Source organism: Enterococcus sp. DIV1444a (genome assembly GCF_051712125.1).
Lineage (GTDB): Bacteria > Bacillota > Bacilli > Lactobacillales > Enterococcaceae > Enterococcus > Enterococcus faecalis.
In genome coordinates this window covers 2,407,501-2,420,191 of sequence record NZ_JBIOOG010000001.1, presented here as the reverse complement: position 1 = coordinate 2,420,191, position 12,691 = coordinate 2,407,501, and the positions used below count along the sequence as shown (strand labels likewise).

The window sequence follows — 12,691 nt, the reverse complement described above, 5'->3', positions numbered from 1 at the left end:
ACCAATGAAAAAAGTTTTAACGATTATCGCATTTGTTTTCTTAGGCATTTTAGCCGTTATTACGTTATTTCCATTTGTCTATATGATTTTAGCTGGTTTAATGAGTTACTCTGAAGCGACCAGCATGCCGCCAACCATGTTTCCAAAACAACCACAATGGCAAAACTACACAGAGGTCTTTCAAAAAGCACCATTTCTTCGGTATTTCTTGAACACAGTCTTTGTTTCAGGCGCTACAACGATTGCTACGGTAGTCACCGCCGTTTTAGCTTCATTTGCGTTAACGAGTTTGAAGTTCCGTTTTAAAAATGTAGTCATTGCTTTGATGATTTCGTTGTTAATGGTTCCGTATGAATCTATTATTTTTACCAATTATCAAACGATTGCGCAATTAGGTTTGCTAAATACTTACAGCGCCTTAATTATTCCATTTTTAACGAGTATTTTTTATATTTACTATTTAAACGGTTATTTAAAAGGCATTCCTGATACTTTTTATAAGGCTGCCAAGATTGATGGCGCTAGTGATTTAGAATATATTTGGCGTATTTTAGTACCGATGTCAAAGCCAGCGTTAGTAACAGTAGGGATTTTAACATTTATTTCTAGTTGGAATTCTTTCTTGTGGCCATTGCTGGTGACGAACGAGAAAAAATACCGTTTATTGAATAATGGACTATCAGCCTTTGCGACAGAGAGCGGTAGTGACGTACATTTACAAATGGCTGCTGCAACATTAACCGTTATTCCAATTTTAATTATTTACTTGATTTTCAGAAAAGAAATTATCAGAGGAGTTGCAAAAAATGGAATCAAAGGCTAAAACAACTGTGACTTTTCACAGTGGCATTTTAACAATTGGAGGAACCGTGATTGAAGTGGCATATAAAGATGCCCACATCTTCTTTGATTTTGGTACAGAATTTCGACCAGAATTAGATTTGCCCGATGATCACATTGAAACCTTAATTACTAATCGTTTAGTGCCAGAATTAAAAGATTTATACGATCCGCGTTTAGGTTATGAATATCATGGTGCAGAAGACAAAGAGTATCAACACACAGCTGTTTTCTTATCTCATGCCCATTTAGATCATTCGCGCATGATTAATTATTTAGACCCAGCTGTTCCTTTGTACACATTAAAAGAAACGAAGATGATTCTAAATAGTTTAAATCGCAAAGGTGATTTTTTGATTCCATCACCGTTTGAAGAAAAGAATTTTACCCGAGAAATGATTGGTCTTAATAAAAACGATGTGATTAAAGTTGGCGAAATTTCAGTGGAAATCGTACCTGTTGATCATGATGCGTACGGTGCTTCGGCATTACTGATTCGTACGCCTAACCATTTCATCACATACACAGGTGATTTGCGCTTACATGGCCATAATCGTGAAGAGACTTTAGCTTTTTGTGAAAAAGCCAAACATACTGAATTATTAATGATGGAAGGCGTAAGCATTAGCTTCCCAGAACGTGAACCAGATCCAGCTCAAATAGCGGTTGTCAGTGAAGAAGATCTTGTTCAGCACTTGGTTCGTTTAGAACTAGAAAACCCAAATCGACAAATTACCTTTAATGGCTATCCGGCAAACGTGGAACGTTTTGCTAAGATTATTGAAAAGTCACCTCGTACAGTCGTTTTAGAAGCAAATATGGCTGCGTTGTTACTTGAAGTATTTGGAATAGAAGTTCGTTATTATTATGCTGAATCTGGTAAAATACCAGAATTGAATCCAGCGTTAGAAATCCCGTATGACACGTTACTAAAGGACAAAACAGACTATTTGTGGCAAGTTGTGAACCAGTTTGACAACCTCCAAGAAGGTAGTTTATACATTCACAGTGATGCACAACCGTTAGGGGACTTTGATCCACAGTATCGCGTGTTTTTAGATTTGTTGGCTAAAAAAGACATTACTTTTGTCCGCTTAGCTTGTTCAGGACATGCAATTCCAGAAGATCTGGATAAAATTATTGCATTGATTGAACCTCAAGTATTGGTTCCAATCCATACGTTAAAACCAGAAAAACTGGAAAACCCGTATGGTGAAAGAATATTGCCAGAACGTGGCGAGCAAATTGTTTTATAAATTTTTTTAAGGGAGAGAAAAAAATGAAGTTCAAAACTCTAGCAACAACAGTGTTAGCAACCGCAGCTATTTTCGCATTGGGGGCTTGTGGTAACGGTAATGGGGCCAAAGAATCAAACGATATTGTGAAAGAAGTGAAGGAAGATACGACAATTACTTTCTGGCATGCAATGAATGGAGTTCAAGAAGAAGCGTTAACAAAATTAACGAAAGACTTCATGAAAGAAAATCCAAAAATTAAAGTGGAATTACAAAATCAATCTGCTTACCCTGATTTACAAGCCAAAATCAATTCGACTTTAACTTCACCAAAAGATTTACCAACAATTACGCAAGCGTACCCAGGCTGGTTATGGAATGCTGCACAAGATGAAATGTTAGTGGACTTAAAACCATATATGGATGATGACACAATCGGCTGGAAAGATGCAGAACCAATTCGTGAAGTATTGTTAGACGGCGCCAAAATCGACGGCAAACAATACGGAATTCCATTTAATAAATCAACAGAAATGTTATTCTATAATGCTGATTTGTTGAAAGAATATGGTGTTGAAGTACCGAAAACATTAGAGGAATTAAAAGAAGCTTCTAAAACAATTTACGAAAAATCCAACAAAGAAGTCGTTGGTGCTGGTTTTGACTCGTTAAATAACTATTACGCAATTGGAATGAAAAACAAAGGCGTTGATTTTAATAAAGACTTAGATTTAACAAGCAAAGATTCACAAGAAGTCGTGGACTATTACCGTGATGGTATCGAAGCAGGTTACTTCCGCACAGCTGGTTCAGATAAATATTTATCTGGCCCATTTGCAAACAAAAAAGTAGCAATGTTTGTCGGTAGTATTGCTGGTGCTGGTTTTGTTCAAAAAGATGCTGAAGCTGGTGGCTATGAATACGGTGTTGCACCACGTCCGGAAAAAATTAACTTACAACAAGGAACAGATATTTATATGTTCGATAGTGCTACGCCAGAACAACGGACAGCGGCATTTGAATTCATGAAATTCTTAGCAACGCCTGATTCACAATTGTACTGGGCACAACAAACAGGTTATATGCCAATTTTAGAATCTGTTTTACACAGTGACGAGTACAAAAATTCTAAGACTACCAAAGTACCTGCACAACTTGAAAACGCAGTAAAAGATTTATTCGCTATCCCAGTAGAAGAAAATGCTGATTCAGCCTATAATGAAATGCGGACAATTATGGAAAGTATTTTTGCTTCATCAAATAAAGACACGAAAAAATTATTGAAAGATGCAACGTCACAATTTGAACAAGCATGGAACCAATAATCAATAAATAAACAGACGTGGGAGGTTGGGATCTGAGTCGTTATGGCTCGTGTTCTAACCTTCCTGTTCTTTTGGGCGGAAGAAGGAGAGAAACAAAATGCAAATAAAAATTTTAGCAACAAGTGATATGCATGGATATATTATGCCGACAAGTTATAGTGAAAAAAAGATGGATTTGCCTTTTGGAACCGCAAAAGCAGCAACCATGCTGAAAAAGTTACGTGCGTCTGCCAAAGGTCCAGTTTTTCAAATTGAAAATGGGGATTTTATTCAAGGTTCGCCACTTAGTTACTACGTAAGAAAAGCAGAAACACATTCAGTGGCTGCCATCACTAAGATCATTAATCAAATGAAGTATGATGTTAGTATTTTAGGCAACCATGAATTTAATTACGGATTAGATTACTTAAAAGAAACGATTGCCAGTTATCAACAGCCAGTTTTAGCTGCCAATATTCTTGGTAAAGATGGACAACCTTATTTCGGTCAGCCGTATGTCATCATAGAAAAACAAGGGGTTAAAGTAGCCATCCTTGGCGTGACGACCCAATATATTCCTCATTGGGAACAGCCGGCAACAGTCAAAGATTTAACGTTTAAAAGTGTTGTTGAAACAGCGGAAGAATACGTGCCAAAATTACGGGAAGAAGCGGATCTAGTTGTTGTCGCTTACCATGGCGGGTTTGAAAAAGATTTAGAAACAGGGGAACCCACGGAATTACTAACAGGAGAAAATGAAGGCTATGATTTATTGGAAAAAGTTCCTGGGATTGATGCCTTAGTCACTGGTCACCAACATCGAGAAATTGCTACAAAACTGAATGGGATACCCGTGATTCAACCAGGTTTTCGAGGAGCTTTTGTTGGAGAAATTACTTTAGAAATTGAACCTATGGCTAAAGGCTATCGCGTTATTGAAAGTGACGCAGCTATTCATCCTGTTGGAAACGAACAACCAGATGCAGAAATTTTAGCTTTGACAACAGCGTTACATGACGAGGTAGAAGAGTGGCTTGACCAACCAGTAGGAAATGTGGAAGGGGACATGACGATTCAAGATCCGAATGCCGTACGCCTCAAAGAACATCCATATATAGAATTTATTAATAACGTCCAAATGGCTTCAAGCGGAACAGATATTTCAGGGACTGCACTTTTTAACAATGAAGGCAAAGGGTTTAATAACCAAATTACGATGCGCGATATCATTACCAACTACATTTATCCAAATACCTTGGCTGTATTGCGTGTCACTGGACAAGACCTCCGTGAAGCGCTAGAACAAAGCGCTACTTATTTTGTGTTAGAAAAAGGCCAACCAATTTTTAACCCGAAATATGTCGATCCAAAACCACAATACTATAATTATGATATGTATGAAGGCATTGAGTATACGCTTGATTTAAGACAACCGTTTGGTGAAAGAGTGACGAAACTTAATTATCATGGCAAAGCAGTGCAAGCAGAAGATGTTTTGGAAATCGTGACAAATCAATACCGAGCAGTCGGTGGCGGAAACTATCAAATGTTCCAACCTGAAAAAATTATTCGAGAAATCCAAATTGATATGACGGAACTGATTGCAGAATATTTAAAAAAACATCCAATCATTCAAGCGTCGACAAATGACAACTTCAAGGTTATCTGGTAAAAAAATAGCAAAAAAGCCTTCAACCATGCAATTACTTGAAAGATGGTTGAAGGCCTTTTTTGACTTAATAGCCTTTTTTTAAGGAAACTTGGTTTTTGACGAGGGTTTGATCCGTCACAAATTGATTTAAGTTTGGAATAAAAATCGCCAGTAATTTTGATTTGAACTTCGGTGTCATGCCAGAAATATGAGGTGTTAATAAAACATTCTGCATCTCCCATAAAGGGCTATCTTCGGGAAGAGGTTCTTCTTCAAAGACATCTAAGGCAGCAAAAGCAATGGTTTTATTGTTTAAGGCAGTTATCAAATCGTTCGTTGCTACTGAGGCGCCGCGACCAACATTTACGAAAATTGTTTCAGGAGCCATTTTTTCAAAAAGCGCCTGATTGTATAAATGTTTTGTTGTTTCAGTCAAAGGAAGAATGTTCACAACAATGGACATTTCATGGATAATTTTACTCATATTCTTCTGTGAGTAGCATTCAATGAAACCTTCCGTCACATGTCCAGAGGTATTCACGCCATAAACTTGAAGATTTAAACCTTTAGCAAATTTAGCTAATTGTTGTCCGATTTGCCCCGTGCCTACGATTAACATTTTTTGCCCAGAAAGTTGTTGATAGGAAGGGGCTGCTTGATCCCATGTGTGTTGCATTTGTTGTTGGATACTTTCTTGCAGTCCGCGGGTATGTGCTAATAAAACGCCTAAAACATGTTCTGAGATAGAAACACTATGAATTCCGCTACCATTAGACAACAGAATACCTTTTTCTCTTAATTTATCAAAATCCATATAATCAGCACCAGCAGAAATTAGCTGAATCCATTTTAGGTGACTAGTATCAGAGGCTAATAAACACGGACCAATTTCTTGATGCCAGCCTAACATAATTTCAATGGACTCTTCTTCAGCAGAGGATAAATGATCGGTAGATGTTTTAACTAGATAATTGGGCGCCACAGCTTTCACTTGTTCCATTTGTTCTTCGTTGAATGCTTCATTTAAATAAATTATTGGTTGGTTCATCTTTCTTCCTCCTAGCACTTTTTATTGTATCAAAAATAAATTTAAAAGAGAAAAAGAAAGGCTTTTCAGTAAAGCAGAAAGCCAAGGACAAAAATCCAAAATAGATTTTTGTCCTTGGCTTAAAAACTGCTAAAGTCCAGTGCTAACCTTATTTAGGTACGCCGTTTTCAAATAAACTTGTACTATGAACTGGTTGACGTCGAGCATCGGGCCGTAAGTAATGTAAGGCATTATTTACGGCAGTAGGTGCCTCACCAAAGCCCGTAGCGATTAATTTCACTTTTCCTTCATAGGAACAGATATCCCCTACAGCGTATACGCCAGGAATGTTAGTTGACATATCGGAATGAACATTAATAGCATTTCTAGAAACGTCTAATCCCCATTCTTTGAGGTGTGTTAAAGAAGAAGTGAAGCCATAATTGATAATTAAATCATCCAGAGGGAGATCCAATGTTTGGTCACCTTTTGTCTCCGTTAATTGGATGCCTGTGAACGTTTCGTTTTCCTTTAAAATATCACTAATGATATAAGGAGTTCTGATAGAAACACTAGATTTTTCCAGTTGTTCCACGCTATGTTCATGGCCGCGAAATTGTGGGCGACGATGGATAATAGATACTTCTTCTGCGACGTTTTCTAGCATTAAAGCCCAGTCAATTGCAGAATCGCCGCCACCAGCAATCGCAACTTTTTTGCCAGCGAATTTTTTCATGTCAGTCACATAATAATGGATTGACTCACCTTCAAAGGCTTCAACATTTTCGATAGCTAAACGTCGAGGTTGGAAAGCGCCGTTACCAATCGCAAAGATAACCGTTTTAGAATAATGTGTGCCTTTAGTTGTGTCTAAGCGCAGAAGTCCATCTGCTTCCTGTGCAAGGTGTGTGACCTCTTCTTCCAAACAAACATCGTGCTGAAATGGCTGCATCTGTTTTTCCAAATTGGCGATTAATTCACCCGCTTTAATAGCAGGGAATCCAGGAATATCATAAATATATTTTTCGGGATACAGCATTGTTAGCTGACCGCCTAATTGTGGCAGGCTATCAATGATTTTCGTTTTCGCTTTACGAATTCCCGCATAAAAAGCGGCAAATAATCCGACAGGACCGCCGCCGATAATCGTTAAATCATAAATATCTTTTTCATCAGACATTTGCAAATTCCTCCTAATTCATTTAGGGTTGAGACAACTATTGATCGTTTTGCGAACACTTCACAAAATAGCACGGCTTTTCGAAAAAAGCAAGTTTGGCTAACGAATCAAAGCATTCTTTAATCATTGGAAAAAGATCATAGCAATTTTCAGCATTTTTCGATATGATGGAACTATAAAATAATTATCTAGGAGGACATTCTCATGTCACAATTTCCACAATTAGATTTAGAAAATGCTAAAGGCCCAAAAGCGGTCATTAAAACAAACCGAGGCGACATCACTGTTCAATTATTCCCAGAACAAGCGCCTAAAACGGTTGAAAATTTTGTTGAATTAGCGAAAAAGGGCTACTACGATGGCGTTATTTTCCATCGTGTGATTCCTGATTTTATGATTCAAGGCGGTGACCCAACCGGAACAGGAATGGGCGGCGAAAGTATTTATGGAGAAGCATTTGAGGATGAATTTTCTCGAGATGTTTTCAATTTGCGTGGCGCATTGTCAATGGCAAATGCTGGTCCTAACACAAATGGTAGCCAATTCTTTGTTGTTACTAATCAAAATGTTCCAGCTCAAATGATGAGTCAGTTAGAAGATGCTGGTTTTCCAGAAGAAATTATTGAAGCTTACAAACAAGGCGGAACACCTTGGTTAGACTTCCGTCATACTGTTTTTGGTCATGTTGTTGATGGCATGGATGTAGTAGATGAAATTGGCGGAGTCCAACGGGATGCCCAAGACCGTCCAACATTTGATGTCGTGATGGATACAGTTGAAATCATTGGTGAATAAGTTTAACCAATCGAAAAAGAGAGTACCAACGAAGTACAAATTCGTTGGTACTCTTTATTTTTTTCTTAAAACAACTAACTTTTTTTAAAAAGCATCCAAATCACTTTTTTTAATGAAGTCTTTATAGGATACTGAGTTAAAGAATAGAAGGAGAGGAAGCAAATTTGTTAGAAAAATACAGATATCCAATTGCCTTGACTTTGTTTGCAGTAATACTCCCGTTTATAGGAACGTTTTTTACGTATGTAGATCAGCAAGGAATCGTTCATGAACCAGGATTTTATACAATAATCATTGGAGAAATTTTACTTCTATTTTCAGGTATCTGGTTCGTCAGAGTTTATTTAGCTAAACGCAAAAGAAAGAATTAAAAACAGCTGTCCTAAAAACTAGGACAGCTGTTTTTAATTAAAGGCTTTTTTGATGCGTAAAAGGCCTTCTTCGAGAGTTTCTTTTGAACAAGCTAAGTTTAAACGCATGTGTTGAGAACCTTGGGGACCGAAACTAATTCCTGGATTTAGAACTACTTTTCCCTTATGAATTAAGGTATCGCGAAGTTCTCGATCCGTTAATGAATAAGAACTAAAGTCTAACCATAAAAGATAGGTTCCTTCAGGCTCCATTACACGAACGCCAGGCATCTCTTCACGGAAAAAGGAAAGGGCAAAATCAATATTTTCTTTTAAATAATCAAGTAACGCCGTTAGCCATTCTGCCCCTGTTTGATAGGCAGCTGCCGTTCCCACGTAGCCAAAAGTATTGATACCGCCTTGATGATTTTTGTCTTGTAAAGATACGAAAGACTGCCGTAGTTTTTCATTAGGAATGAACAGCATTGAATTTTTAATCCCCGCTAAATTAAAGGTTTTCGTTGCCGCTGTTAAGGTAACAGTGAATTCCTTAAATGCTTCATCAGCGACAGTGAAGGAAGTGAAGGTATGCGGTTTAAAAATCAAATCCTGATGAATTTCATCGCTAACCACAGTTACTTGGTATTTTTGGCACAAACGCCCAATTGCTAGCAATTCTTCTTTTGTCCAAACACGTCCTCCAGGATTATGGGGATTACAAAAAAGTAACAGTTTCACCTTTTCTACGATTATCTGTTGTTCCATTTTAACCAAATCAACTTCATAATGTCCGTTAACTTCTATTAAAGAATGTCGCACAAGTCTACGCTCATTTTGTTTTACGACATCTGCAAAAGGGGGGTAGACTGGATCACAAATCATGACAGAATCCGCAGGCGCTGTATAAGCCTGAACGGCTGTGGACAAACTGGGTACCACGCCACTATTAAACAAAATTTCTTCTTTTTCAACAATCAATTGATGGTGTTGCCGTTGCCAAGCTTGAATTGCTTGATACAGTTCATTAGGTGCAACTGCATATCCTAGAATGCCCTGTTCAATAACTTGTGACAAGGCATCAAGGATGGGCTGATGCACTTTGAAATCCATATCAGCAACCCATAAAGGTAGTAAATCTTTTTCGTGGTAACTTGTTTCAACGGTGTCCCATTTAACACAATTCGTGTGGCGACGATCAATGGTTTCATTAAAATTAAACATAAGATAACTCCTTTTCTTCTATATAAAGTCTTACTTCCTATAGTATAGTAGATTTTGCTTGAAAGATGAAACAATAGTTTTAACAACTAGGGAAGAAATAATGCACAAACGTTGAAAAAATGCTATTATTTTAAATGAATAGAAACGGAAAAAGAAATTTATCGTATGAAAAGAGGAAATTTGATGAAGTACAAAATTGGTATGGTACTTTCTGGCACAATTACCGGACTTCAACCATATGGCGCATTTGTTTCTTTAGACGAAGAAACACAAGGACTGATTCATGTTTCGGAAGTACAAGCTGGCTTTACTAAAAATATCCATGGACTCTTAACCGTTGGACAAAAAGTAACCGTTCAAGTTATTGATGTTGATGAATATTCTCAAAAGATTAGCTTATCTTTACGGACCCTTGAAGACAAAGTTCATTCAGTGAACCATCGACGCAAAAAATATTTTACAGATAAGAATAAAAAAATTGGCTTTGCAACCTTAGACAAAGAACTTCCAGAATGGATTGATGAAGCCATGGACAAGTTGCTTGAAAAATAATTCTGTATTTTTTCAGAAAGTGTGTTACAATTTCTTTTGTTAGTGAATCTAAAAATTAATTGAGGTGGATGTCGTGTCTAACAAAAAAGTCGCTGGAACAATCATACTGAACTTAAACGATGGTAGTAAAAAATTTTTGATGCATCCAATAGGTGAAGCGATTGAGTTTGCGATGGCAAAAGTTTCTGATGAGATGACGGGTTTAGCTAGTATGCTACAATGGTTCAAAGAAGAGGTTCAATTGGACGTTACTTCAATTAGCTTAGTAGAATTAACTAACGCGCATATCAATAAAGAAAACGTTCCGCTGTTTGTCTTCGAGATGGATGAACAAGCACTTAAAAATGAAATGGATAAAGACTATACATGGGTAGCACCTGCAGAATTAAAAACGATTTGGTCAAAATATCATATTGAGGGTGTCCCAATGTTTTAAACAAAAAAGAAAGAATCTGTCGATAATTGAACAGATTCTTTCTTTTTTTACGTTGGATGTAAAAAAGTTAATCGAACTATTTTAAATATATGATTCAAATTGTTCGATTTTTAATAAGGAATTAAACTGTTTTGATAGATAATCAGACTTTGGAAAGTTTAAAAAACGAAATAATTGAAAATAATGAAAACAGATTGAAAACTTCTTTTAATTTTTTTGAAAAAAAGTGTTGACCAAACATCAAAATCTTGATATATTATTACATGTCGCAAGGCGAGTCACACAGCTGAGCGATTTAGAAATCAATAATTAAATAACAATTCTTGATTTCAAATCTCTCGAAAAAGTTTGAAAAAACAACAAAAAAGTTGTTGACAAATAACAAACGAGATGATAAGATATAGAAGTTGTCACAACAGACAACAACGACTGAGCAAAACAACTTAAAAAAACTTTTTCAAAAAAGTTCTTGACATTCAAACGAAAGTTTGTTATGATATAAAAGTTGCTGCGAGGTAACGTAGACCTTTGAAAACTGAACAAAGAATAGACGAACCAAATGTGTAGGGCGTCTTGATTCAATTCAAGACAACAAACATTTTTAACAAGCAAGCAATATGCTAGCAAACAAATTGAGCTTAACAATCGCAAGATTGTTCTAACTTTTATTATGAGAGTTTGATCCTGGCTCAGGACGAACGCTGGCGGCGTGCCTAATACATGCAAGTCGAACGCCTCTTTCCTCCCGAGTGCTTGCACTCAATTGGAAAGAGGAGTGGCGGACGGGTGAGTAACACGTGGGTAACCTACCCATCAGAGGGGGATAACACTTGGAAACAGGTGCTAATACCGCATAACAGTTTATGCCGCATGGCATAAGAGTGAAAGGCGCTTTCGGGTGTCGCTGATGGATGGACCCGCGGTGCATTAGCTAGTTGGTGAGGTAACGGCTCACCAAGGCCACGATGCATAGCCGACCTGAGAGGGTGATCGGCCACACTGGGACTGAGACACGGCCCAGACTCCTACGGGAGGCAGCAGTAGGGAATCTTCGGCAATGGACGAAAGTCTGACCGAGCAACGCCGCGTGAGTGAAGAAGGTTTTCGGATCGTAAAACTCTGTTGTTAGAGAAGAACAAGGACGTTAGTAACTGAACGTCCCCTGACGGTATCTAACCAGAAAGCCACGGCTAACTACGTGCCAGCAGCCGCGGTAATACGTAGGTGGCAAGCGTTGTCCGGATTTATTGGGCGTAAAGCGAGCGCAGGCGGTTTCTTAAGTCTGATGTGAAAGCCCCCGGCTCAACCGGGGAGGGTCATTGGAAACTGGGAGACTTGAGTGCAGAAGAGGAGAGTGGAATTCCATGTGTAGCGGTGAAATGCGTAGATATATGGAGGAACACCAGTGGCGAAGGCGGCTCTCTGGTCTGTAACTGACGCTGAGGCTCGAAAGCGTGGGGAGCAAACAGGATTAGATACCCTGGTAGTCCACGCCGTAAACGATGAGTGCTAAGTGTTGGAGGGTTTCCGCCCTTCAGTGCTGCAGCAAACGCATTAAGCACTCCGCCTGGGGAGTACGACCGCAAGGTTGAAACTCAAAGGAATTGACGGGGGCCCGCACAAGCGGTGGAGCATGTGGTTTAATTCGAAGCAACGCGAAGAACCTTACCAGGTCTTGACATCCTTTGACCACTCTAGAGATAGAGCTTTCCCTTCGGGGACAAAGTGACAGGTGGTGCATGGTTGTCGTCAGCTCGTGTCGTGAGATGTTGGGTTAAGTCCCGCAACGAGCGCAACCCTTATTGTTAGTTGCCATCATTCAGTTGGGCACTCTAGCGAGACTGCCGGTGACAAACCGGAGGAAGGTAGGGATGACGTCAAATCATCATGCCCCTTATGACCTGGGCTACACACGTGCTACAATGGGAAGTACAACGAGTCGCTAGACCGCGAGGTCATGCAAATCTCTTAAAGCTTCTCTCAGTTCGGATTGCAGGCTGCAACTCGCCTGCATGAAGCCGGAATCGCTAGTAATCGCGGATCAGCACGCCGCGGTGAATACGTTCCCGGGCCTTGTACACACCGCCCGTCACACCACGA

Annotated in this window: 11 protein-coding genes, 1 rRNA gene and 1 pseudogene (1 of these 13 cut by a window edge); 10 read left to right on the top strand and 3 right to left on the bottom strand. The window is 38.7% G+C overall.

From position 1 onward, the window contains the following. Positions 1-4 precede the first annotated feature (4 nt). The 4 genes from IGI87_RS11685 (at position 5) to IGI87_RS11670 (ending at position 5,051) form a co-directional block, all read left to right on the top strand. Entirely contained in the window at positions 5-823 is an 819-nt protein-coding gene (locus tag IGI87_RS11685) for a carbohydrate ABC transporter permease (protein WP_438737106.1), read from the top strand. After that, positions 807-2,096 (top strand): MBL fold metallo-hydrolase, encoded by a 1,290-nt coding sequence (locus IGI87_RS11680; protein WP_438737104.1) that lies wholly within the window; start codon positions 807-809, stop codon positions 2,094-2,096. The genes IGI87_RS11685 and IGI87_RS11680 overlap by 17 nt, the downstream gene beginning before the upstream one ends. Positions 2,097-2,119: 23 nt before the next feature. Then, positions 2,120-3,400, top strand: a complete 1,281-nt coding sequence (locus IGI87_RS11675; RefSeq protein ID WP_002359172.1) for an extracellular solute-binding protein — start codon at positions 2,120-2,122, stop codon at positions 3,398-3,400. Between the two features lie 97 nt (positions 3,401-3,497). After that, positions 3,498-5,051, top strand: coding sequence for a bifunctional metallophosphatase/5'-nucleotidase (locus tag IGI87_RS11670; RefSeq protein WP_438737102.1), 1,554 nt, complete (start codon positions 3,498-3,500; stop codon positions 5,049-5,051). Between the two features lie 64 nt (positions 5,052-5,115). Here IGI87_RS11670 and IGI87_RS11665 read toward each other — a convergent pair whose 3' ends face one another. Both IGI87_RS11665 and IGI87_RS11660 read right to left on the bottom strand, forming a co-directional pair. Then, a complete protein-coding gene (locus IGI87_RS11665) occupies positions 5,116-6,078 on the bottom strand; it encodes a phosphoglycerate dehydrogenase (RefSeq protein ID WP_438737100.1) in 963 nt (320 codons plus the stop codon). Positions 6,079-6,226: 148 nt separating this feature from the next. Further along, positions 6,227-7,237: an NAD(P)/FAD-dependent oxidoreductase gene (locus tag IGI87_RS11660; protein ID WP_002368301.1), complete on the bottom strand. Its 1,011-nt coding sequence runs from the start codon at positions 7,235-7,237 to the stop codon at positions 6,227-6,229. Between the two features lie 204 nt (positions 7,238-7,441). Between IGI87_RS11660 and IGI87_RS11655 the strand changes: the two genes are divergently transcribed. After that, positions 7,442-8,032 carry a peptidylprolyl isomerase gene (locus tag IGI87_RS11655; protein ID WP_002361120.1) on the top strand — a complete coding sequence of 197 codons (591 nt, stop codon included), beginning with the start codon at positions 7,442-7,444 and terminating at the stop codon, positions 8,030-8,032. Positions 8,033-8,196: 164 nt separating this feature from the next. After that, positions 8,197-8,403, top strand: coding sequence for a DUF3955 domain-containing protein (locus tag IGI87_RS11650; protein ID WP_438737098.1), 207 nt, complete (start codon positions 8,197-8,199; stop codon positions 8,401-8,403). A gap of 33 nt (positions 8,404-8,436) precedes the next feature. Here the strand turns inward: IGI87_RS11650 and IGI87_RS11645 are convergent, their stop codons facing one another. Continuing rightward, entirely contained in the window at positions 8,437-9,603 is a 1,167-nt protein-coding gene (locus tag IGI87_RS11645) for a MalY/PatB family protein (protein ID WP_438737096.1), read from the bottom strand. Positions 9,604-9,786: 183 nt separating this feature from the next. On the opposite strand from IGI87_RS11645, the gene IGI87_RS11640 reads away from it, so the two are divergent. The 4 genes and pseudogenes from IGI87_RS11640 to IGI87_RS11625 all read left to right on the top strand — a co-directional run. Next, positions 9,787-10,155 carry a CvfD/Ygs/GSP13 family RNA-binding post-transcriptional regulator gene (locus IGI87_RS11640; RefSeq protein WP_002365178.1) on the top strand — a complete coding sequence of 123 codons (369 nt, stop codon included), beginning with the start codon at positions 9,787-9,789 and terminating at the stop codon, positions 10,153-10,155. A 64-nt stretch (positions 10,156-10,219) separates the two neighbouring features. Further along, positions 10,220-10,591 carry a hypothetical protein gene (locus tag IGI87_RS11635; protein ID WP_002385270.1) on the top strand — a complete coding sequence of 124 codons (372 nt, stop codon included), beginning with the start codon at positions 10,220-10,222 and terminating at the stop codon, positions 10,589-10,591. Continuing rightward, positions 10,575-10,824: pseudogene (locus IGI87_RS11630) on the top strand (hypothetical protein). Before IGI87_RS11635 ends, IGI87_RS11630 begins: the two are co-directional and overlap by 17 nt. 433 nt (positions 10,825-11,257) lie before the next feature. Beyond that, positions 11,258-12,691, top strand: a 16S ribosomal RNA gene (locus IGI87_RS11625); it runs 127 nt beyond the window's last position.

Bases quoted from the DNA above. Each gene is read 5' to 3' on its own strand.
- IGI87_RS11685 (WP_438737106.1), top strand. From the start codon at position 5: ATGAAAAAAGTTTTAACGATTATCGCATTTGTTTTCTTAGGCATTTTA.
- IGI87_RS11680 (WP_438737104.1), top strand. From the start codon at position 807: ATGGAATCAAAGGCTAAAACAACTGTGACTTTTCACAGTGGCATTTTA.
- IGI87_RS11675 (WP_002359172.1), top strand. From the start codon at position 2,120: ATGAAGTTCAAAACTCTAGCAACAACAGTGTTAGCAACCGCAGCTATT.
- IGI87_RS11670 (WP_438737102.1), top strand. From the start codon at position 3,498: ATGCAAATAAAAATTTTAGCAACAAGTGATATGCATGGATATATTATG.
- IGI87_RS11665 (WP_438737100.1), bottom strand. From the start codon at position 6,078: ATGAACCAACCAATAATTTATTTAAATGAAGCATTCAACGAAGAACAA.
- IGI87_RS11660 (WP_002368301.1), bottom strand. From the start codon at position 7,237: ATGTCTGATGAAAAAGATATTTATGATTTAACGATTATCGGCGGCGGT.
- IGI87_RS11655 (WP_002361120.1), top strand. From the start codon at position 7,442: ATGTCACAATTTCCACAATTAGATTTAGAAAATGCTAAAGGCCCAAAA.
- IGI87_RS11645 (WP_438737096.1), bottom strand. From the start codon at position 9,603: ATGTTTAATTTTAATGAAACCATTGATCGTCGCCACACGAATTGTGTT.
- IGI87_RS11640 (WP_002365178.1), top strand. From the start codon at position 9,787: ATGAAGTACAAAATTGGTATGGTACTTTCTGGCACAATTACCGGACTT.